This is a genomic window from Corallococcus sp. AB018 (assembly GCF_003986945.1).
Classification (GTDB): Bacteria; Myxococcota; Myxococcia; order Myxococcales; family Myxococcaceae; genus Corallococcus; species Corallococcus exiguus.
In genome coordinates, this window is record NZ_RAWR01000006.1 from 21,730 (window position 1) to 43,958 (window position 22,229).

General features: G+C 70.6%; 14 protein-coding genes. 3 read left to right on the forward strand and 11 right to left on the reverse strand.

Features of this window, described 5'->3' with window-relative positions:
* Window positions 1-6: 6 nt before the first annotated feature.
* Window positions 7-1,065, forward strand: a complete 1,059-nt coding sequence (locus tag D7Y11_RS02350) for a chemotaxis protein CheB (RefSeq protein WP_120575183.1) — start codon at window positions 7-9, stop codon at window positions 1,063-1,065.
* Window positions 1,066-1,074: 9 nt separating this feature from the next.
* Here the strand turns inward: D7Y11_RS02350 and D7Y11_RS02355 are convergent, their stop codons facing one another.
* Complete coding sequence (locus D7Y11_RS02355; RefSeq protein ID WP_126932923.1) at window positions 1,075-2,331, reverse strand: sensor histidine kinase; 1,257 nt, start codon at window positions 2,329-2,331, stop codon at window positions 1,075-1,077.
* Window positions 2,328-4,262: a CheR family methyltransferase gene (locus tag D7Y11_RS02360; RefSeq protein ID WP_126932924.1), complete on the reverse strand. Its 1,935-nt coding sequence runs from the start codon at window positions 4,260-4,262 to the stop codon at window positions 2,328-2,330. The genes D7Y11_RS02355 and D7Y11_RS02360 overlap by 4 nt, the downstream gene beginning before the upstream one ends.
* Before the next feature lie 234 nt (window positions 4,263-4,496).
* Here D7Y11_RS02360 and D7Y11_RS02365 point away from each other — a divergent pair, with 234 nt between their 5' ends.
* Window positions 4,497-5,186, forward strand: coding sequence for a response regulator transcription factor (locus D7Y11_RS02365; protein WP_126932925.1), 690 nt, complete (start codon window positions 4,497-4,499; stop codon window positions 5,184-5,186).
* Window positions 5,187-5,196: 10 nt separating this feature from the next.
* On the opposite strand, the gene D7Y11_RS02370 is transcribed toward D7Y11_RS02365, so the two are convergent.
* From D7Y11_RS02370 to D7Y11_RS02415, 9 genes are all read right to left on the reverse strand, one after another.
* Window positions 5,197-5,871: a dienelactone hydrolase family protein gene (locus tag D7Y11_RS02370; RefSeq protein ID WP_126932926.1), complete on the reverse strand. Its 675-nt coding sequence runs from the start codon at window positions 5,869-5,871 to the stop codon at window positions 5,197-5,199.
* A 322-nt stretch (window positions 5,872-6,193) separates the two neighbouring features.
* On the reverse strand, window positions 6,194-7,228 hold the full coding sequence (locus D7Y11_RS02375; protein ID WP_126932927.1) for a methyltransferase: 1,035 nt from the start codon (window positions 7,226-7,228) through the stop codon (window positions 6,194-6,196).
* Window positions 7,229-7,236: 8 nt separating this feature from the next.
* The gene (locus D7Y11_RS02380) at window positions 7,237-8,382 is read right to left on the reverse strand and encodes an aminotransferase class V-fold PLP-dependent enzyme (protein ID WP_126932928.1); all 1,146 of its coding nucleotides are present in this window, start codon (window positions 8,380-8,382) and stop codon (window positions 7,237-7,239) included.
* Window positions 8,379-9,944 carry a tryptophan 2,3-dioxygenase family protein gene (locus D7Y11_RS43725; protein ID WP_199753679.1) on the reverse strand — a complete coding sequence of 522 codons (1,566 nt, stop codon included), beginning with the start codon at window positions 9,942-9,944 and terminating at the stop codon, window positions 8,379-8,381. Before D7Y11_RS43725 ends, D7Y11_RS02380 begins: the two co-directional genes overlap by 4 nt.
* Before the next feature lie 212 nt (window positions 9,945-10,156).
* Window positions 10,157-10,576, reverse strand: a complete 420-nt coding sequence (locus D7Y11_RS02395) for a response regulator (protein ID WP_120575153.1) — start codon at window positions 10,574-10,576, stop codon at window positions 10,157-10,159.
* Window positions 10,569-13,535, reverse strand: coding sequence for a response regulator (locus tag D7Y11_RS02400; protein ID WP_120575152.1), 2,967 nt, complete (start codon window positions 13,533-13,535; stop codon window positions 10,569-10,571). Before D7Y11_RS02400 ends, D7Y11_RS02395 begins: the two co-directional genes overlap by 8 nt.
* A gap of 7 nt (window positions 13,536-13,542) precedes the next feature.
* Entirely contained in the window at window positions 13,543-14,706 is a 1,164-nt protein-coding gene (locus D7Y11_RS02405) for an FIST signal transduction protein (protein WP_120575151.1), read from the reverse strand.
* A 27-nt stretch (window positions 14,707-14,733) separates the two neighbouring features.
* Window positions 14,734-16,605: a cytochrome C gene (locus tag D7Y11_RS02410; RefSeq protein WP_126932929.1), complete on the reverse strand. Its 1,872-nt coding sequence runs from the start codon at window positions 16,603-16,605 to the stop codon at window positions 14,734-14,736.
* A gap of 268 nt (window positions 16,606-16,873) precedes the next feature.
* Window positions 16,874-18,730, reverse strand: coding sequence for an ATP-binding protein (locus tag D7Y11_RS02415; protein ID WP_126932930.1), 1,857 nt, complete (start codon window positions 18,728-18,730; stop codon window positions 16,874-16,876).
* Between the two features lie 342 nt (window positions 18,731-19,072).
* Between D7Y11_RS02415 and D7Y11_RS02420 the strand changes: the two genes are divergently transcribed.
* Window positions 19,073-22,132, forward strand: a complete 3,060-nt coding sequence (locus D7Y11_RS02420) for a helicase-related protein (protein WP_126932931.1) — start codon at window positions 19,073-19,075, stop codon at window positions 22,130-22,132.
* Window positions 22,133-22,229 lie beyond the last annotated feature (97 nt).

Genomic DNA, 22,229 nt, shown 5'->3' on the forward strand with positions numbered 1-22,229 from the left:
GGGAACTTGCAACGCCACGACATCATCGTCATCGGCGCCTCCATGGGCGGGGTGGAGGCCCTGACCCAACTGGTGCGGCGACTGCCTGGGGACCTGGCCGCCAGCGTGCTGCTGGTGCTCCACGTGCCGGCCCAGCACCGCAGCTACCTGCCGGAGATCCTCTCCCGCGCCGGTCCGTTGCCGGCCCACCATCCCCGGGACGGAGAGGCCTTGGCGCCGGGCCGCATCTACGTGGCGCCCAATGACAGACATCTGCTGGTGGAGCCGGACCGCGTGAAGGTGGTGAAGGGGCCCAGGGAGAACGGGCACCGGCCGGCGGTGGATCCGCTGTTCCGCTCGGCCGCGCTCACGTACGGCCCGCGCGTGGTGGGCGTGGTGCTGACCGGCGCGCTGGACTGCGGTACCAGCGGCCTGATGGCGGTGAAGCGGGAGGGCGGGCTGGCGGTGGTGCAGGAACCGCGCGACGCGCTCTGCCCGGACATGCCCCGGAGCGCGCTGGAGCTCGTGGCGGTGGATTACTGCGTGCCCCTGGCGGAGATGGGGGCGCTGCTGACGCGGCTGGTGGACACGCCCGTGGCTCCGCGCTCGCGCAAGCGGTCGCGGCAGGTGGAGACGGAGGTGAAGGTGATGTCGGTGGACCTTCCCGCCATGGGCGACCCTCCCTCTCCGGTGGAGTACGCGAAGCCGTCCTATTACGGCTGCCCGGACTGCGGCGGCGTGCTCTTCGAGCTGGAGGAGGGCAGCCTCCTGCGCTTCCGCTGCCGCACGGGCCACGCGTACACGGGGGAGGCGCTGTCCGGCTCGCAGCAGAACCAGCTGGACGGCGCGCTGTGGGCCGCGCTGCGCGCGCTGGAGGAGAGCGCGTCCCTGTCGCGCCGGCTGGCCGCCCGGGCCCGGGAGCGTGGCCATGACCATTCCGCGCGGCGCTTCGAGGAGCGCGCCCGCACGGCGGAGTCCCAGGTGGAGCTGCTGCGCCGGGCGGTGCTCGCGGCGCCTCCGTCCGGCGCGGCGTCCGTGGAGCCTCCGGTGCTCGGGGTCTCCGACGAGTCGGAGCAGACGGGCTGAGGCCCCGGGTCAGCGCGCTCCGCCGTGCGCCGGAGCGGCCTTCAGCGCGGGGAAGGTGAGCGTGAACACCGCGCCCCCTTCCGGGCGGTTGGCCGCGGTGAGCGTGCCGCCCGCCTGCGTCACCACGCCGTGGGCCATGGACAGCCCCAGGCCCGTGCCCTTTTCGCCCTTGGTGGTGAAGAAGGGCTTGAAGATGTTCGGCAGGTGCTCCTCCGGGATGCCCGTGCCCTCGTCCTCCACCACGAGCCGCACGGCCTTCCCGGCCTTGAAGGCCCGCACGCGGATGGCGCCGCCCCGGGGCATGGCGTCGCGCGCGTTGATGAGCAGGTTGATGACGACGTAGCGCAGCTCCATGGCCGAACCGGCCACGCGGGGAAGCCCTTCGGGCAGCGCCACGTCCAGGCTCAGGGGATGGCCGCCCTGGCGCGCCTGGTGCTCGATGCCGCCCCGGACGATGTCCACCGCGTCGTGGACCACGTGGGCCAGTTGGACGGGCTCCAGGGCGGTGCCGTGCTTGCCGCGGGAGAAGTCCTGGAGCCGGCCCACGCGCGCCTCCGCGTCGGACACGATGCTCACGAGCGCGTCCATGTGCTGCTGGCCCTGGCCCGTGGGGCTCACTTCACGCTGGAGCAGCTCCAGCCGCAGCCGCATGGCGTTGAGCGTGGCGCGCAGGTCGTGCGCGATGCCCGCCGCCAGCTCCCCCAGGGCGCGCACCTTCTCGCGCTCCAGCAGGGTGGCGCGCGCGCTCGCCAGCTCCTCCTCGGCGCGCGCCTGTTCGGTGATGTCGCGCGCGAGCACCAGCACCTGTCCCTGCATCTGGCCGGTGACGCGCTCGATGCGCACCTCCAGCACCCGGGGCTGGGCCTCGCGCGCCTGACGGTAGCGGGTGATGCGCGCGCCGCCTTCGGTGAGCGCGAGCACCACCGCGGCCTCCGCCTGGCCCACGTCGCGCAGGGCCATCCGCTCCGCGCCGTCGTCCTCGCGCCTCCAGGGGCCACGCAGCCGCCCCAGCGCGTGCCAGCGGCTGTTGGCCAGCACCACGCTGGTGGCGTTCATCATCGCGAGCGCGCTGTCGCTGGTCTCCAGCGCCCAGCGCGACAGCTTGAGGGTGATGACCTGCCGCCGGGTGTTCTCCCCCAGCTTGCGCACCAGGGCGGTGTGCTTCTTCATGAGCTCGCGGTACTTGCGCAGGAGTCCCTGGGGCTCCTGCGTGCCGGGGCCCGGGGCGGCGGAGGACGCAGGCGGGGACGCGCGGCGCGGGCTCATGCCTTGAGCTTCCCCCGCAGGCGCTGGTTCTCCTCCAGCAGGGCGGAGGCCCGGGTGGTGTCCTCGAAGAGGATGATGGAGCCCAGCACGTGCGTGTCGGTGACGAGCGGCGTGGCCACCAGCGTGGCGCTCCCCTTGCCCCCGTGCGGCAGCTGATAGGGGATGCCATCCAGACGCAGCGAGCGATTCTCCTGCAGGTGGCGGCGCAGCTTGAGCACCAGCGCGCGCTTCAGCGCGGGCACGTGCAGGGACCACAGGAGCTGGCCCACCGTTTCGCGCTCGGTGAGGCCCAGGAGCCGCTCCGCGGCCAGGTTCCAGGTGGTGATGCGGCCGTCGCCGTCCAGCACCAGCACCGCGGCGGAGAGGGTGCGGATGATGGTGCGCTGGCAGAAGGTGAGCGCGTCCATCTCCAGCGTGCGGTGCGCCAGCTCGCGGTTGGTGGCGTCCAGCTCCGAGTTGGCGGACTGGAGCTCCTCGTTGGTCGTCTCCAGCTCCTCGTTGGTGGACTGGAGCTCCTCGTTGGTCGTCTGCAGCTCCTCGTTGGCGGACTGGAGCTCCTCGTTGGTCGTCTCCAGCTCCTCGTTGGACGCGCGCAGCTCCTCCGTGGAGGACTGCATCCGCACCTGGATGGCCTGCAGCTCCTCCTGCGCCGTGCGCAGGTTCTGCTCCACGCCGCGCAGGTGGGTGATGTCGTGGACGGTGTACAGCAGGCCCTGCCGCCCTCCCGCCGACTCGCGCAGGGGCACCACCTGGACGCGCAGGGCGAGGGGCTCCCCGTTGGAGACCTCCATCATCCCGTCGGCCACCTCCCGCTCGGAGCTGCCGGAGCGCACGCGCTGGCTCTGTTCGACGAGCAGGTCGCCGCTGAGGCCCGCCAGGCCCAGCGCGGCCAGCTTCTTGCCCAGCATCTCCCCCTCGTTGCGGTTCCACATCCGGGCCGCCGCGCGGCTCCACAGCGTCACCGTGCCGTCATTGTCCGTCGCGATGTGCGGACAGGGATGCGAGTCCAGGAGGTTGCGCAGGAAGGAGCGCTCGAAGTCCAGGCTGGATTCGAGGATGCGCGTCAGGCTCACGGGCTCCGGTGGCAGGCGGTCCTGCGTCGTGCTGGTGAGCTCCACGTGCCCATCCTTGCGGTAGATGCGCCGGGCCAGGTCGATGGGCCGGAAGAGCCGGGCCGCGAAGGGGATGAGCTCCGAGCGGCCCAACACCATCTGGCCGTTGCGGCGCAGCGCGAACTGGAAGCGCGCCAGCACCCGCTTCTGCAGGTCGGAGTCCAGGTAGATGAAGACGTTGCGGCACAGGAGGAGGTCGATGCGCGACACCGGCGCGTCCGACACCAGGTTGTTCACGCCGAACACCACGGCGCGGCGGATCTCCTTGCGCACCGTGAAGCTGTTGCCCGTGCGCACGAAGAAGCGCGCCAGCCGCTCCGGGGAGACATTCTCCAACTGCTCCGGCGTATAGATGCCCCGGCGGGCCGTGGCGATGGCCTCCTCGTCCACGTCGGTGCCGAACACCTTCAGCTCCGCGCCGGGGTAGCCCGGCCCCAGCGCCTCCGCCGCGATGATGGCCAGCGAGTAGGCCTCCTCGCCCGTGGCGCAGCCCGCGCTCCAGATGCGCAGGTCCTTGTCCGGCCGCTGGCGCACGAACTCCGCCATGCTCTGCTCCAGGGCCTGCCAGACCTCCCGGTCCCGGAAGAAGGTCGTCAGCTTGATGAGCATGGAGGAGACCAGCGTGCTCACCTCGGTGGGGTCCCGCTCCAGCAGCGCCAGGTAGGCCGCCCGGCTCCGGCAGCGCGTGGCCTGCATCCGCCGCTCGATGCGCCGGTGCAGCGTGGCCCGCTTGTAATTGCGGAAATCAAAGTTCCGCACCTGGCGGACCTTCTCCAGGATGGCTTCGAGCTCGCTGTCGCGTGGAGGCTTGGTCGCCATTCAGAAGGACGTAGTCCAGTGAGACCGACCGGGCAAGACCTGTACTTCCGCTCTTGCGGGAGCACTGTCGGCCATACTCTTCGTCTGGGTCTCGGACGACGAAACGTTCGCTGTTCTTCTCCTCCGCCGCGCGCATACCGGGGGTGGTTTCACAGGGGGCGGCGCGATGGCATAGCGTGGATGTCCCTTCCCAGGGGGTGATGACCAAACGATGGGAAGGCGAGGGTGTCATCCATGGAATTGAACTCAACGGGACGGGAGATCCGTGTCGCGCTGCTGGAGGATCAGCAGGTGTTCCGCGAGAGCCTGGTGGCCCTACTCGAAGGCGCGGGGATGAAGGTGGTGGCTCGGTGCGCGGAGACAGGCACGTTCCTCTCCAACGTGCGCGCGGCCGCGCCGGACGTGGCGGTGGTGGACCTGCGGCTGGAGCACGTGGGCCGCGAGGGCGCGGAGGATGGGCTGAACGCGCTGAAGTACCTGCATGACTTCCATCCGCAGGTGCGCGCGCTGGTGCTGTCCGGACACCAGGAGCCGGACGTGGTGGAGCGCTGCTTCCAGGCGGGAGCGGCGGGCTACCTGTGCAAGCTGAACGCGGGCGTTGACGACGTGGTGCGGGCCGTGGGGCGTGTGGCCCGGGGTGAGCGGCTGCTGCCCGTGGACATGCTCCACGCCAATGCCCTGCACCTGGACGACCTCGAGATGCCGGGCTCCGCGCTGTCACGGCTGACCCTGCGCGAGCGCGAGGTGCTGGGCTACGTGGCGGCCGGCGCGGACAACCTGAAGATCGCCGCCCACCTGGGCATCACCGAGCGCACGGTGAAGGCCCACCTGACGAGCATCTACCGCAAGCTGGGACCGGAGAACCGCGCCCAGCTCGCGGTGATGGCGTGCGAGCTGGGCGTGCCCCGCCCCGTGCTGGCCTGAGGCTGTTCCCTCAAGGCGGCGCGGCTTCCTCCGCGCCGTCTTCCCGCGCTTCCCGGGGGTCGCCCAGGTGCTGGAGGAACCACTCCCCGGCGAGCTCGGCCACCTGTTCCAGCTCCGAGTCCTCCTGGAAGTGGTGGGTGGCGCCCGGGATGATGTCCATGCGCTTGTCGGAGCGGAGTGCCTCGTAGGCCCGGCGGTTGATGTCCAGGCCCAGCGTGTCCGCGCCGCCCACCAGCAGCAGGGTGGGGGCCTGCACCTTGGGCAGCACCGCCCCTGCCAGGTCCGGACGGCCGCCACGCGACACGACGGCCTCCACCTGATCAGGCCGGAAGGCCGCGGCCGCCAGCGCCGCGCCCGCGCCGGTGTGCGCGCCGAAGTAGCCCACGTTCAGGCCCGCGGAGGGGCCCTCGCGCCTCAGCCAACGGGCCGCGCCCGCCATGCGCATGCCCAGCAGGCCCACGTTGAAGCGCAACTGCCGCGTCCTGCGCTCCTCCATCTCCTCGCGGGTGAGCAGGTCCATCAACAAGGTGCCCAGCCCCATCGCCTGGAACAGGCGCGCGGTCTGCGCGAGCCGTGGACTCTGGAGGCTGCTGTCGCTGCCGCGCGCCAGCACCACCACGCCCCGGGCCCCCGAGGGCACCGCCAGCCGTCCTCGGACGAGGACGGCGTCATCGACCGGCACCATCACCTCGCGCTCCAGATGCGAGCGCGCCGCCGGTCCGACACCACGTTGTCGCGCCTGGGACTCCCGCGCTTCTTCCCACCCGTGGTCCTGCCCTACCGCATTCAACCCCGTTCGTGACCGGGGACCTGTCATACAGGCTCCTCCCGTCTGCGTGTGGCTGGTTACCGCGTCTGGCTGAGAAACAGTCTGAACATGGCCCCACCCGTTGTGACCTGCCGGAGGGGGCCGGGTGTCCAGCGTAGGACAGGGCCCGCGGGGCAGGCCACGACGCCCCGGGGAGGGCGCCCTTCCTCGCACGCCACCCCTGACGGGGTGGGGCGGTTCAGGGCTTCGTGGCCACCACCAGCTCGAAGGGGCCGGGCAGCACGTGCGCGTCCGTGAAGCCCGCGGCGGTGAGCCCCTCCAGGTAGAACTCCACCTCGCGCAGCCGGCTCACGCACGTGTCCACGCCGATGAGGAAGTAGGACCAGAAGAACTGGGCCGCCAGCCGCTCCGGGGTGCGGAACTCCTCGCAGATGAGCACGCGTCCGCCGGAGGGCAGGGCGGCGAAGGCGGCCTGCATCAGCGACCGCGCCACCTCCGCGGGCCAGTCATGCAGCACGCGCACGAGCGACAGCGCGTCGTAGCCCCGGGGCAGCGGCTCCTTCAGGAAGTCGCCGCCCACGAAGCCCAGCCGCTTGGCGGACAGGCCCGCGCGCTCACGCGTGCGCGCGACGAGGGGTTCCGTGGCGGGCAGGTTGTAGACGTCCACGGAGAGCATCGGGTGCTGGCGCAGCAGGTGCTCCGCGAGCGTGCCGTCCCCGCCGCCCACGTCGAGCAGCCGGGCCTCGGAGGGCCACAGGGTGTTCGCGTGCGCGCGGAACGTCTCCAGGATGGGGCCCAGGCCCGCGGACATGCTGGCCTCGAAACCCTCCACCTGTTCGGGCGTGCGCGGAGGCCAGTCGAACGACGTGGCGGACATGGAGTGCTCGCCGTGCAGCGTCTCCGGCAGCCGGCCGTACAGGGCCTTCCAGTCGTACTTCTCGCGGTCGCGCTCCAGCGACCCCGCGCCGAGCACGAGCTCCGCCGCCTCGCGCAGGCCGGGCACGCCCCGGTAGCGCGCCGCCTCCAGCGTGTCGCTGGTCTGCTCGCGCTGCACCAGCCCCAGGCTCTCAAGGCAGTCGAGGAACTTGTAGAGCCGCTTGGGCCGCAGGTCGTACTTCGTGGCCAGCTCGCCCAGCGTCACCGGGCCGGGCTCCAGCGCGTCCAGCAGGCCCAGCTTCAGCGCGGTCTCCACGACGTCCATCGCGCGGGCGCCGTTGAACAGCAGGTGCAGCAGGGCGCGAGGCGACGGCGCCTCACGTGTGAAGGGAGGCATCTGGCTGCTCATGCGGCTTCATTGTGCTGCGCTTCGATGAGCGCGTCCATGAAGGCGTCCACTTCCTCGAGCGTGTTGTAGAAGTGTGGCGCGGCGCGCAGGAAGCCCCGGTGGCTGCAGATGAAGCCTCGCGCCACCAGCCGCGCCGTCACCTGGGCGTCGCCGGGGAAGCTCATCGCCACCACGCCGCCGCGCTGGTCTGGCTCTCTCGGCGTCACCACGCGCAGGCCTGCTTCGTCCGCGCGCGCCATCAGCTGGCCGGTGAGCTTCAGCGAGTGCTCACGCACGGCGTGGATGCCCACGTCCTTGAGCAGCTCCAGGCCGGGACGGGACAGCAGCACCATCAGCGGCGCGGGCGTGCCACCCATCATCCGGCGCGCGTCCGGCGCGTAGTCCGTCGTCTGCTGGAAGCCGAGCGGTGACGCGCCGGCCAGCCAGCCGGTGACCGCGGGCCGGAGCGTGGGCAGGAGCCCGGGGCGCACGTACAGGAAGGCGGCCTCGGAGCCGCCCAGCCACTTGTGCGCGCCGCCCATGAGGAAGTCCACGTCCAGCTGGCGCACGTCCACGGGGACGGTGCCCACGGTCTGGTACGCGTCCGTGGCGATGAGCGCTCCGGCCGCGTGCGCCGCCCTCGCGATGCGCGCGACGTCCAGCACGGCGCCGGTGGCGAAGGCCCCGTGCGCGACGCAGACGATGAGCGTGCGCTCATCGATGGCCGCCTCCAGCGCGGCTTCGTCCACGCGGCCGTCCTTCGACGGGACGACGACCAGCTCCGCCCCGTAGCGCGCGAAGCCCTTCCAGATGAAGGGCACCGTGGGGAACTCCAGGTCGGTGATGACGACGCGGCGGCGCTCTCCGGTGAACTCCAGGCACGAGGCCAGGCGCGACAGGTGCGCGCTCAGGTTGGTGTCCAGCGCGACGGAGCCGGCGGGTGCGCCGATGAGCTCCGCCACCCCGTCCGCGTACGCCTGCATCTGGGACAGCCACGTGTCCCAGGTGTCATCGCGCCACGCGCGCATCGTGTTCCAGTACTGCGCCAGCACGCCCTCCACGGCCCGGGGCAGCGCCCCGGTCGAGTTGCTGTTGAGGTACGTGCAGGTCTGGAGCAGCGGGTACTCCGCGCGGAGGGCTCCCGGGAGTGCCGCCACGGTCACGACTGGCTCCGCAGCTCCTGGGCGTGGGCGTACGCCGATGCATGCGCGGCGTGCGGATGCGCATGAGGCCCATGAGGAGTCGGAGCGTGGGGCACCGCCGCATGCGGCCCGTGCATCACCGGCGCGGGAGCCGCGGCCGCATGGGGAGCGGGCGCGTGCGGCACCGACGCGTGCGGGGCGTGGACCACCGGCGCGTGCGCCACGTGCGGAGGATGGGCCGCCGCGTGCGGAGCGTGTGAAGCCAGAGCCGGCTGTGCGTGGACGGCCGGAGCATGGGCCACCGGCGCGTGCTGAGCATGCATCGGGCAGCCGCCGCCGGTGCGCGCCTCGTGCGCAGGGATCGGGGCTGCGTGCGCCGTCGCGGCGTGAGCCACCGAGGCGTGCTGCGCATGGGCCGCGTGGACCTCCGAAGCATGCGCCATGACGGCGTGAGCCACCGAGGCGTGCTGAACATGGGCCGTAGCGGAGTGCGCGTGGACCGCGGAGGCGTGGGCCGCCGGAGCGTGGACCGGGGCCGCGTGGGCCGCCGGAGCGTGGACCGGGGCCGCGTGGGCCGCCGGAGCGTGCTGCATGTTCATCGGGCAGCCGCCGCCGGTGCGCGCCTCATGCGCAGGGGCCGGGGCCGCGTGCGCCGTCGCGGTGTGATGGACCTGCGCCGCCGAGGCGTGCTGCGCGTGCGCCGCCACATGGGCGTGCGCCGCCTGCGCCTGGGCCACCGGCATGTTCACCGCCGTGTCCTTCATCGCGTTGATGGCGGCCATCGGGCAGCCGCCGCCGCGCGACTCACCCGGCGTGTAGCCACCCTCGCGCTTCCAGCCCGCGGTCAGCTCCACGCGCACGTCCCACAGCGCGCGGAACAGCGGCAGCGTCATGCGCGCCTGCAGCACCTGCGAAGGCAGCCCGTCCAGCGCCTTCACCGTGCGGTCGATGCCAATCGTCCGGCGCACCAGCTGGTAGTGCGCGTACAGCCATCCCTGGAAGCTCTCATCCACCGTGACCAGCTGCTCGCAGACGTGCTGCAGGTCCTTCGGCCCCCCAGCCGAATAGACCTGGAACAGCGTCAGTCCGCGACGCGCCAGCATGCGCTCCATGGCGGACTCCAGCCCGTCCGCCGCGAGGCGCAACGTGTTGTAGCCCGGCGACTCCTGGCCGCTGCCGTTGCCCAGGCTGCGGCGGATGACCTGGTACTCGGACGGGGTCATCGTCTCCAGGATGGCCATCTCCGCGCTGATGCCGGCGATGATCTTCTGCACCCGGACCAGCCGCGCGGACACCGCCCACAGCGCGTCGCGGTCCATCTCCGCCACCACCTCCACCATCTCCCGCGACGCCAGCTTCAGGTACAGCTCCTGGGACTGGTGGACGATCTGGAACATCAGCTCGTCATGGGAGACCAGCTCGCCTTCCGGAGACTGCAGCGCCAGCAGGGTGTCCGTGTGCAGGTAGCGCTCGTAGTCCAGCTCGCCCTTGCCCACCCACTTCTTCAACATCACGTTGAACAGCGGTTGAGTCAGCTCCTGCTTCAGCTTTTCGGCGTGGCTGTAATCGGTCGACGTATGCAAGGTGCCTCCGGGGGGACGCAGGCAGATCGTGGTGGGTAGAGCGCGCCCCAGTCGAGAGGAACAGTGAGCGCGTAAATCTCTAGAAGCGACTACCTTACAGCCCTTTTGGTGAACTTCAAGTCATACAGGGCTTGCTGGTTATCGATTTTTGAGATTCCCATCCGTCCGGAGTACGGGGTGGCCCGAGGGGTCGGGCTCACCCAGGGGGTGGGTCAGCTCTCAACCGGTGAGGGATTCCGGTTGGGCGACGCCGGGCGAGGCTTGAGGCGCATGGCGTGGAGCTTCTGCGCCAATTCCGCGCCCTGAACGCTCTTGGAGATGTAGCCGTCCGCGCCGGAGGCAATGGCCAGCGAGCGCAGCTTGGCCTCATCCGAGGCGGAGTAGAGGATGAAGCGGGTGCCGGGGGGCGCGTACTGGCGCGCCAGGCCCACCACCTTGTCCCCCTTGAGGGCGGGGAAGTTGACGTCGATGAGCACGAAGTCCGGCTCGGAGGCGCGCACGATGTTGGACACGCCCAACGCGGACGTGTGGGTCTGCACATCGAACCCGTACGCGCTCAGCGAGCGCTGCACGAGGTCGAGCAGATCCGGATCGTCGTCCACGACAAGGACGCGCGGTTTGGCTTCAGCCATGGCTTCTCCCTAGGTACTGACGAATCGTCTCGATGAGCTGATCGCGGTCCAGGGGCTTGGTCATGTAGGCCGTGCAACCGGCCGCCTGAGCCTTGTCCTGGTACTCGCGACCCGCGTGTGCCGTGACGGCGATGACGGGCACGTTCTGCCCATCCGGCAACGCGCGGAGCCTGCGCGTGACTTCCCAACCGTCGAGCCGCGGCAGGGACAGGTCCATGAGGATGAGGTCCGGCGCGTCGTTGCGGGCCCGCTCCAGCCCCTGCTCGCCGTCCTCCGCCTCGATGAGGTCATACAGTCCGCCAAGGTACCTGCGGACGATGTCGCGGTTCTGCTCGCTGTCCTCCACGTACAGCACGCGAGGCAGCTTCCCCGCGGATGCCGCACGCTGGGTCATCAAGAGGCCCTTGGCCTGCGCGATGACGTCCTCCAGCGCGTGGCCGCCCTTGCGCACGAAGCCCGCGAAGCCGTCGCGCAACAGCGTCTCTTCTTCGGTGGACAGCGTCTTGCCGGTGAGCACCACCACCGGCACGGACAGCTTCTCCGCGCGCAGCCGGCGCAGCACCTCGAAGCCGTCCAGGTTCGGCATCATCAGGTCCAGCACCACCAGCGACGGCGGAGACACGCGCGCCTTGAGCAGCGCGTCCTCGCCGTTGCGCGCCTCGTTGGTGGAGAAGCCCGCGCGGCGCAGGTTGCGGCTGACCAGCTCGCGCGTGGCCGCGTCGTCGTCCACCACCAGCACGTCGCCCGTGGCGGCGGAAGCGCCCGCGGAGGCCAGGCTCTTCTGCACCACGTCCACCAGGCGCTCCGGCTCCACCGGCTTCACCAGGTACTCGCACGCACCCAGGCTGAAGCCGCGGGCGCGCTGCTCCTCCACCGACACCAGGATGACCGGGATGGCGGCCAGCGCCGGGTCGCTCTTCAGCTGGCTCAGGACGGACCAGCCGTCCATGCGCGGCAGGTGGATGTCCAGCAGGATGGCCTGCGGCTTCACCTCGCGGGCCAGCTTCAGCGCGGCGAGGCCGTCATTGGCCGTCACCACCCTGAAGCCCGCGGGCTCCAGCTGGCCCGTGACGAGCTGCTGGATGAGCACGTCGTCGTCCACCACCATCACCGTGCTGCCCGGCCGCGCCATGGGCGCGAGCTTCTGGGCCACGTCGTGGAAGGGGACCAGGCGCTCCGTGGCGTGCGGGCTGTCCGCGCCCACGGTCGTCGCCAGCACGTCCGGCAGCCGCACCGTGAAGGTGGAGCCGCGGCCCAGCGTGCTCTTCACGTCCACCGTGCCGCCCAGCACGCGGGTGAGCTCGCGCACGATGGCGAGCCCCAGCCCCGTGCCGCCCACCTTGCGCGTGGTGGTGCCGTCCACCTGGCGGAACTTCTCGAAGATGAAGGGGAGCTGATCCGACGGGATGCCCACGCCGGTGTCCTCCACCGTCATCAGCAGCTCGCCGCCGCCCGCGGGCACCACCGTGAGCGCCACTTCTCCCGTGTCCGTGAACTTGGCCGCGTTGCTCAACAGGTTGAGCATGATCTGCCGCAGCTTCAGCGCGTCGGTGCGGATCTCCTTCGCCTCGGTGTCCACGTTCACCGTGAGGGCCACGTCCTTGCCCTTGAGGTACTCCTTCACGGTGGCCATGCACTCGTCGGCCAGCTCCTGCACGTCCACCGGCTCGGTGACGACCTCCACGCGGCCCGCTTCAATCTTGGACAGGTCCAGGATGTCGTTGATGAGCGCCAGCAGCGTCTTGGCGTTCGTCTTCACCACGTTGAGGTCGCGCCGGCCGTGCGGCGTCAGGCGGCTGCCCTCCTCGCGCATGAGCAGGTCGCAGTAGCCGATGATGCCGTTGAGCGGCGTGCGGATTTCGTGGCTGAAGTTCGCCAGGAACTCGCTCTTGAGGCGCACGGCGCCTTCCGCCTCGCGGGCGCGCTCTTCTTCATTGCGCTTGGCGACGGAGAGCTCCTGGGCCAGCCGGTCCAGGTCCTCGTTCTGCTGGCGGATGATCTCCATCTGGAGCGCGCGCTGCTGGTAGCTCGCCAGGGAGCGGGCGGACACCGCGCGCGTCTTCTTGATCTCCTCCAGGCTGGCGGCCAGCTGCTTGTTGGCGGCCTCCAGCTCATCCCTGGAGGCGCGCAGGGCCTCCTCGTTCTGCTTGCGGTCGGAGATGTCCTCCGTGACGCCCATCACGAAGCGCGCGACGTTCTGGTCGTCCAGGAGCGGAATCTTGCGCGTGGCGAAGATGCGGTCCACGCCGTCCGCGCGGGCCACCTCCTCGAACGTCTTCATCTTGCGCGTCTCGAGGATCTCCGTGTCGATGGCGATGAACGACTCCGCCTGCTCCTTGGGGAAGTAGTCGTGGTCCAGCTTCCCCAGCAACCACTCCTTGGTGACCCGGAACGCGTCCGCGAACGTCTTGTTCACCACCACCAGCCGGCGCGTCTCCGCGTCCTTCACGAACAGCACGAAGGGCAGCGCGTCGATGATGTTGCTGAGCAGGTAGTTGGTGCGCTTGAGCTCCACGCCCGTCATCTGGTGCTGGGCGCGCTCGGCGTGCAGGCGCAGCTCCCGCGCCACCACGAAGGGCAGGTGGCCGTAGCGGTCCTCGCTGACGTAGTCGCGCGCGCCGGCGCGCATGACGGCGGCCAGCGTGTCCGCGCTCCAGGTGGGCGCGCTCACCACGAAGGCCGTCTCACGGCCGCGCTTCACCCAGGCGGCCTGGACGTCCTCCCAGGTCATGCCCGGCAGCTCGGACCCCACCAGCACCAGGGCCCAGGGGCGCTCCAGCGCCTGCTCCAGGGCTTCCCGCGTACTGACGGGCTCCAGCGTGAGCATGGAGAGGATGTCCTCCTTCTCCAACGCGTCGCGCATGGCGCGCGTCTCACGCTCGCTGCCCACCAGGAGCAGGGACAGGGTGTAACCGAGGGGCGCTTCGGCTTGGGCCACGTCGAACGGGTGGTGGGCCATGGTCTGTTTAGTTGGAGCCGAACGCGAGCACGGTCAGCGTGGTGTTGATGTGGAAGCCCGAGTAGATCTCGAATTGCACGTTCATCCCAGCAGCGGACGGTGCAAGCTTCATGGCCTCGGAGAGCTTTGGCAACATGCCCTGGGCCTGCGCGTACCACAGGCGTCCGCTGCAGTGGAACAGGAGGGCGGCCTGGGGGTTTTGTACCCGCCTGGGCAGTTCCTCCTGGAAGAAGTCCCGCGTCATGCCCGCCAGGTCGCCGGCCTTCATCAGGTCCAGCTCACTGCCCTCCTCCAGGAGGTTGGCGAACAGGATGGAGCCGTCCTCCAGGGGGCGCCACGCGGCGCGGATGAAGTACTCGCGGCCTACCTTGAGCGCGGTGGGGCGCAGCGCGAAGCCACCCGGCCGGCCGAACTCCAGGTCCGCGATGTTCTCCACGCCCAGGATGTCCGCGTAGCGCCGGGCGGCGGGCTGGCCGTCGATCTCCAGGGCGCGCGTGTGCGTCTCGTCCACCTTGGTGATGGTCATGCGCTCGCCGGTGGGCACGTACCAGTGCGAGCGCAGCGCGGCCCAGGGCGCGTTCGTCTTGAACAGGGCCACCAGCACGCCGTCGCCGGCCACTTCGCCATCCACGTGGATGAGGGCGGACTGGCGCGCGGGGTCCGTCTCTGAGTCGCTGGCTCCGCCGCCCACGAGCACCAGGGTCTGGTTCTTCTCCAGGATGCCCAGCAGCAGCTCTTCCTTCTTGTAACGGAAGCCGTCGTCAATCACGAGGCCCACGTACCGGCGCGCGTCCAGGTCCTGCTGACGCACGCCCAGCTCCTCGCACGCGCGCTTGATGGCCTGCGCGCCCGCGGCGATGGCGTCCCCGGTGAGGCCCGAACCCAGGCCCAGGCCCACCTCGAAGTCGCCGGAGAGCGCGCCCATCACCACGCTGTTCTCGTGGATGCCGTTGTTGTCCAGCTCCCCGGCGGTGGTGGCGCCCACCAGCCGGGTGTCCTTCGGCAGCCGCTCGCGCACCGCGCGGTTGAGCGCGCGCTGGTCGCGCTGGCGGGCCGCGAACAGCGTCACCAGCTTCGGCGGGGGGCCGTGCAACTGGCGCAGGAGGTCCTCGGCGACGGCGACCGGATCCGTGAGGGTGGAACGAGCCGTCTGCATCTTCACGTGCGCCATGAGGACCTCCGTGCGAACCGGCGGCGGCTAGAAGCCGGCGCCGGGGTGTGTCTTGTGACAACTGCCGGTGCACTGCTGGAACGACTCGCGGCCCCCGCCGACGTACATGCTCTCGATGGGGCCGAACTTCGCCACGTGGCTCTCAGGGTAGCTCTTGTGGCACGACAGGCAGGCGGCCTTGCTGGTGCGCTGCGTGGTCTCCTGCTTCAGGTGGCAGGACGAGCACTTCTCCAGGGGCGCGTCGAAGCGGTTGGAGCGCGAGTGGATGAAGTGCGTGCGCACGAAGATGGGCCCTTCCAGTTCGAAGCCCAGCGGAGCATGACACGACGCGCACGCGGCGCGGTTGTCGTTCGCATGGAGGACTTCACCCAGATCGCCGCCCTTGCTGTGGCAGGTGTTGCACGGACCCGTGGTCAGGGCCGCGCTGGTGTGCGTCTTCGTCCCCACCTGGATTTCGATGGTGCGCGACGCCGGAATGTCCTCGCCCAGGTAATTGCGGCGCGCCTTGGCGGTCACCAGGTAGGTGCCGGGCTTCACGTCCGCGGGCAGGGTGTAGGTCCAGGTGTCGCTCACGGGCGCGTCCCAGCGGCCGTCATTGGGGAAGAAGGCGCCGCCGAACAGCTTGTTGGCGGGGGGGAAGGTCATGAACTGCGCATAGACGCCGTCGCGCGCCGGGGTGGCGATGGTCTGCACGTCCTGCGAGTCATCCAGGAAGGCCTCCAGGTCGACGATGGTCCGGATGGGCTGGATGTCCTGCGCCGGCCCGATGAGCTGCGTCATCATCATCCGTTCCTGGTGCTTGCGGCGATAGTAGGTCGTCGTGGGGTTGAAGAACGCCTGATAGTACTGGATGCCGCCCGGGCTACCGGGAGCGCCCGGAGGTGCGACCTCATTGTAGGTTGGGAGGCTCCCGGCCTTGTGCAGGCGCTTGCCCTTGCCGTCCTTCAGGGTCATCTGGAAGGTGACGTCCGACCCGGGGGCATACGTGCCGTCCTTGCGGGGCGCCGTCACGGGCTTGATGTCGATGCCGAACCCGTAGCTGAACTCCGGCTGGGACACCTGCGTGACGGGGATGTAGTAGGGGGCGAACGGGCGCAGGCTCCAGCGCAGGCGCAGACCCGCCGTGCGGGAGTTGAAGGTGAGGGTCTGCTTCTTCGCGTGGTCGTACGCGTTGCGCAGCTCCACCAGGGCCTCTTCCTCATAGGCCCGGGCGCCGTTGCAGTCCGTGAGCGAGCGGCAGTCGCGCGTCCACTGGATGGCGCGCATGCGGCGGACGAAGAAGTCGTCGCGCTCCGTGCGGCGGGTGTCGTCGCTGCCGATGTTCAGCAGCACCGGGGCGCCCGTCAGCACGCCGCGCGAGTCCACCGGCTCCACCGTGAAGAGGCTGGTCGCCTTCATCCACGCGGCGTCACGGTAGAAGCGGCGGCGGGTGAAGGTGCCGTCCGGGTTCGACAGGCCCACGAACTCCTGGTCCGCCAGGCGCACACCCGACCACCCGATGGCCAGGAAGTCGCTGTTCTGGCGCAGGCCGTCCACGCCCTCGTCCTTCGACGCGGTGAGGGAGGCGCGCAGGTCAATCTGGTTCACCCAGAAGCTCTGGCCGGCCTTCACCTTGATGGGCACGCCCTTGCCGTTGTCCACCTCCAGCGCCAGGCCCACGGCCGGCTCGCGGTTGCCGCCGCCCAGGATGTCGCCCAGCGACAGGTCCTGGCCCTGGACCGTGAGCTGCGGCTCGACATTGGGCTCCACGACGGCGGAGGACTCCAGCCCCGTGGACTCCGGACCGCCGCACGCCACCGTCAGGCTGGCCAGGGTGGCCAGCAGGCTCGCGCGGCCCGCCGTGAACAGGTGGGGGGAAGTGCGAGAACACCGCTCCCGAATCGTGTCAGTTCCAGCCATGAGGGGACTCCTCCGAACGCGTATGTGCGGACGGCTGCCGAAGCAGCGTCGCGGCCAGTGGACCCGGGTGCCCTTGCGTCGGGGGGACGCTGGCGGAGGGTCACTCTCAAATCCGGCTTTTGCCGGAAACGAGCAGTTCTAGCCACACGGAGAATATCCACAATCAACAGAGCGATTCAACTTCTGAGAATTATTCCACCCAGAGGCGAACTCGAACTGTCCGTGACTGGATGGGAAGGGCCTCTGGGGCGCAACCCACCCGGGAGGGTCATATTCGAATCGATTTTCCCACTTCCTCCTGTGCTTCCAGGGTGAACGGGAGTTCGACCGTGAACTCCGAGCCTTCTCCCAGCCGGGAGTGGACGCGGATGGTGCCGCCGTGGGCTTCGACGAGCTGGCGGACGATGTAGAGGCCCAGGCCGAAGCCCGGCGCGCGGCTGTCCGTCGTGACCCGCTCGAAGCGGGTGAACAGGCGCTGCTGCGCCTCGGCGGGGATGCCGGCGCCGTGGTCCCGCACCGACATCTGGACCCGGTGTGAGTCCTCATCCACGTTCACATGCACCTCCACCGGCTGGCCCCGGCCGAACTTGAGGGCGTTGCTGACCAGGTTGGTGAGGACGCGGTCCAGGCGCTGGCGGTCCCAGCGTCCGCGGGCCGCGTCGCGGGCGTGGACGGTGAGGGCGCAGCCGGCGGCGGCGGCCTGGTCCTCGTGGCGGGCGGTCACCTCGTGCGCCAGCTCCGCCAGGTCCATGGGCCGGGCCTCCAGCACCAGCCGGCCGCCGGACAGGCGCGACAGGTCCAGCAGGTTGTGCACCAGCTGCCCCAGCCGCTTCGTCTCGTCCTCGGCCAGCAGCAGCCCCTCGCGCAGGCGTGGGTCCTCCGCGTTCGCGGGCGCGCACTGCAGGCGCACGCGGCGCAGGCGCAGCTGCAGCGAGCTGAGCGGAGTGCCCAGGTCGTGCGCCGCCACGCCAATGAGCTCCAGCGCGTTCTGCGTCGCCGCCAGCAGGCGGGCGTTGTCCAGCGCCAGCGCGGCGCGCGCGGACAGCTCCTCCAGGAAGGCCTGGTCCACCGCGCCGTAGTGGCGGTGGGGCCGGGTAGACAGGAGGCACAGCGCGCCCAGCACGCGGTTGTCCACGACGAGCGGCACGCTCAGCGCGGAGCGCACGCCCAGCGCGCGCCACAGCTCCGCGCAGGTGCTGTCGCTGACGGAGGAGGGCAGCCGGTCTGGATCCACCTCCGCGAAGCGCTCGGCGCGGCCGGTGTGCATGACGCGCGCGGGGCCGGGCTCGTCCTGCGAGGGCCTGCGCAACAGCGGCTCCCACAGCCGCGCCTGGGTGGCCGCGTCCGCGCACGTCACCGCGCCGGGGCGCACGCCGCCCTGGCCGTCCGGCAGGTAGAGCACGCACGCGTCAGCGATCTCCGGCACGCACAGGCGGGTGAGCGCGTTTCCCAGCTCCTTGGCGCCGGCCTGCGGCTGCAGCACGCGTCCCGCCTCCGCGAGCAGCGCCTGCATGCGCTCGGTGCGCTTGCGCTCGGTGATGTCGCGCGTCACCTCCGCGAAGCCCTGCAGCGTGCCGCCTTCCGTGTAGAGCGCGGTGAGCAGCGTCTCCGCCCAGAAGCGCGAGCCGTCCTTGCGGATCCGCCAGCCCTCCGCCTGCAGGCGCCGCTCGCGCGCGGCCCGCTCGCGGTGGGAGGCGGGCAGGCCGTGCGCCACCGCGTCCGGCACGTGCAGCACCTCCACGCGCTGGCCCACGATGTCGGAGGACGTCCACCCGGTGAGCCGCTCCGCGCCCGTGCTCCAGCAGGACACCGTGCCGTCCGGCTCCAGGAAGCACAGCGCGTAGTCGCTCACGCCATCCATGAACAGGTGCAACCGCTGTTCACTCTGCACGGCTTCCGCGTGCATGGGGCCCAGCGCGTTGCGCAGCACCACCACCAGCGCGACCAGGGCGCCCAGGCCCAGCAGGCCGGAGAGGATGTCGGAGGCGTGATGGAGGACGGCCCCGTCGTCCACCGTCAGCGTGTGGGCCGTGGACACAAGGGTGGCAAGCAGGATGAGTCCGGCCAGAAGGCATACGGACAGACCTGCCCCGACCCGCTGAGCGAAGGTCCAACGTCGCAGCATGTGGCACTCCCCCCCGACGGCACCGAGCGCTTCTGTGCAGAAGGACGCTCAACATCACCGAAAAGGTGGGGTGAGCGACATCGCACTGTCGGGCAGGGTATCCTATAACCCTGTTTTTACCTGTTTGTCATGAAATCATGGACCCTACCCGCAGGGATGGGAAAGGTCTGGCGGGCAGGACGCGGCGGGGCTGTCGGATGGTGGACGATGCCCCGGCGCTTTCCGGGAGCTCGGGCCTGGAATCAAGGGGTTGGAAGGGGTGGAGGTGCCCGTGAAATGGCCTTCCGGGCGCCGGGACGTTATGCAGCGCCCCTTCCTCGTCACCCAGGTGTTGCACGGCATATGGCGTCTCTCGTCGAAGGTCTGAAGGTCCGCTACCTCCCGCAGCCCGAGTGGGGCGTGGGGCATCTGCTGTCGCTGCAGGAGCAGGGGGCCAAGGCCCTCATCGCCTTCCCGTCCCGCGAGGATGCGCCGGTGCTGGTGTCCACGCGCGGCGGTGCGCTGGTGCCCTACCAGCTGCCCAAGGGCGAGCCCATCCAGACGCCGAAGGGGCGCAAGGCCACCGTCCTGGGCGAGGAGCCGGGCGCGCGCGGACTGCGCCGCTACGTGGTGCGCTTCGAGGACACGGGCGAAGAGGACGAGCTGCCGGAGTCGGAGGTGCGTGCGCTGGCGCCGCGCTCCGACCTGTTGTCCACGCTGCGCGACGGGCGGGTGGGGGACGCGAAGGCGTTCATGCTGCGCAAGCAGGCGCTGGTGCTGGACGACGAGCGCCGGGGTGACGCGCTGGGCGCGCTGCTGGCCAGCCGGGTGATGGTGAAGCCGCACCAGGTGGGCGTGGTGCAGCGCGTGCTGTCCGCGCGCCGGCCGCGCTTCGTGTTGGCGGATGAAGTGGGCCTGGGCAAGACGATTGAAGCGGGCATGGTGTTCAGCGCGCTGCGGCTGGTGGGCCTGGCGCGCCGCTGCCTGGTGGTGGCGCCCAGCCACCTCACCGTGCAGTGGCTGGTGGAGCTGTTCCACAAGTTCAACCAGCTCTTCACGCTGATGGACTCGGACCGCTACGAGCAGTCGCTGAAGGAAGCGCCGGACGTCTCTCCGTGGGCGCGCTTCCCGCTGGTGGTGACGAGCCTGGAGCTGCTCAGCCGCACCCGCGAGCACCGCGAAGAGGTGGCCGCCGAGGACGCCTTCTGGGACCTGGTCATCATCGACGAGGCGCACCACCTCAAGGGCGAGAAGGCCTTCGCCGCCGCGAAGGGGCTGGCCGCGAACTCGTGGGGCCTGTTGCTGCTCACCGCCACGCCCATGCAGTTGGATCCGGCGGAGTACCACGGCCTGCTCACCCTCATCGACGCGGCGACGGCGCCGTCCGTGAACGGCTTCGAGGCGCGGCTCCAGCGCCAGGAGGAGCTGTCCACCGCGGTGCGCGCGCTCATGGAAGGCAAGGGCGACGGCAAGGCCGCGAAGGCCGCCGTGGCCGCGCTGGCGAAGCGCTTCCCGGAGGACGCGAGCCTCCAGACGCTGAAGGAGAAGGAGGCGCTGCTCGCGCACCTGGCGGAGACGTACAGCCTGTCCGACCGGCTGGTGCGCAACCGGCGCGCGGTGGTGGGCGGCTTCTCCACGCGCAGGCTCCACCGGCACCCGGTGCAGCTCACGCCGGAGGAGCTGACGGCGCGTGACACGGCGCTCGCCACGCTGGCGAAGGGCACGCTTCGCGGCGCGCCGCTGGCCAACGTGCTGCGGCGCCTGGAGTCCAGCCCCGCGGCGTTCATGGGCGCGGTGAAGTCCAACCCGGCGCTGAAGGGCGCGGACCTCAAGCTGACCGGCCGGGACGCGAAGCTCATCGCGTTCGTGGGTGTGCTGCGCGGCATCTGGAATGCGGAGCCGCGCGCGAAGGTGCTCGTGTTCACGGAGAGCCGCGACACGCTGGACTCGCTCCAGTCGGAGCTGTCGCGCGAGGGCGTGGAGGCGCTGGGCTACCACGGCGATTTGCCGCTCGTGGAGCGCGACCGTCAGGTGGCGCGCTTCCGCGACCCGGAAGGCCCCCGCGTGCTCCTGTGCACGGAAGTGGGCGGCGAGGGCCGCAACTTCCAGTTCGCGCACCACCTGGTCCACTACGACCTGCCGTGGAGCCCCTCTACTGTGGAGCAGCGCATCGGCCGCCTGGACCGCATCGGGCAGGCGCACCCGGTGGAGATCCACGTCTTCGACCCCGCGGGCACGCTCGCGTCGGACGTGCTGATGCTGCTGGCGGACGCCGTGGGCGTCTTCGGTGAGACGGTGGGCGGCCTGGACGCGGTGCTGGAGGAGGTGGAGGACCGCATCGCGGACCTGGCCCTGATGCCCCGCGAGGCGCGCGTGGAATACGCCGCGGAGTTGAAGACCCGCGTGGAGGCGGCGCGTGAGCAGGTGAAGCGCGCGTACGACCCGCTGCTGGACGTGCGCAGCTTCGACAAGCCCGCCGTGGCCCGGCTGGTGGCGCGCGCACAGGAGCGCATGGGGGATGAGCCTGGCGACGAGGACTCCGACGAGGAGGCTCCGCCGCTGGAGGACGGGCTGTGGAGCGTGGCGCGCGACCTGGACGAGCGCCTGGAGGAGACCGTCACGGAGCTGGCGCGCCGCGTGGGCATTGGCGTGGACACCGACGAGCAGGTGGAGGCCTTCCAGGTGGCCTTCCAGTTCGGCCACGCGCTCAACGTGGAAGGCCTGCCCGGCATCGACGTGATGCAGGACCGCACCTTGCTGGGCACCTTCTGGCGCGACACCGCGGTGGAAGCGGAGGAGCTGGAGTACTTCGCCACCGGCCACCCGCTGGTGGAGGCGCTGTTCGGCTTCCTCAAGGACGGCCCCTACGGCCGCAGTGGTTTCCGCCACATCGAGAAGCGCAGCGTGAAGAAGCCCGCGCGCGGCCTGGAGCTGCTCTTCCACGTCCAGCTGCCGGAGTCCCAGGACACCTCGCCCGGTGCCCGCGTGCCCAGCCGTCAGCTGGCCCGCTTCCTGGCCCGCACCCTCCTGCCCGTCGCCGTGGTGGAGGGCCCCCAGGGCCCCGTGGCGGACGTTTCCGTACTCACCGCTTTGGAATCCGACGGCAAAGCCCTGAAGGGGGATGAAGTCCACCAGGCCTTCCCTGGCTTCGGCGCCTTCGTGGACGCCGCGCTGCCCGTGGCCCAGGCCGCCGCCGAGGCGGAGCTCGGCCGGTCCGCGAAGAAGGCCCGGGCGGCCATCGAGGTGGAGCGCGACTCGGCCGCCGCCCGCCTGCGCCTCTCCCTCTCCCACCAGGGCCTGCCCCCAGAGGAGGTGGAGGCCCAGGTTGACGCGGAGCGCAATCACTACGAGCGCCTGCTCCAGGCGCTCGCGGGGGCGAAGGTGGCGCTGGACGCGGCCTGCGGGTTCACCCTCAACCGCTGAGGCAAACAGTCCTGATAGTATGGAATCGGTCTGGCGGTGTTCCGGCCATTTGACCGATTCCCCAATCATCGAGAATCTAGGAGGAAGGCAGCCTCAC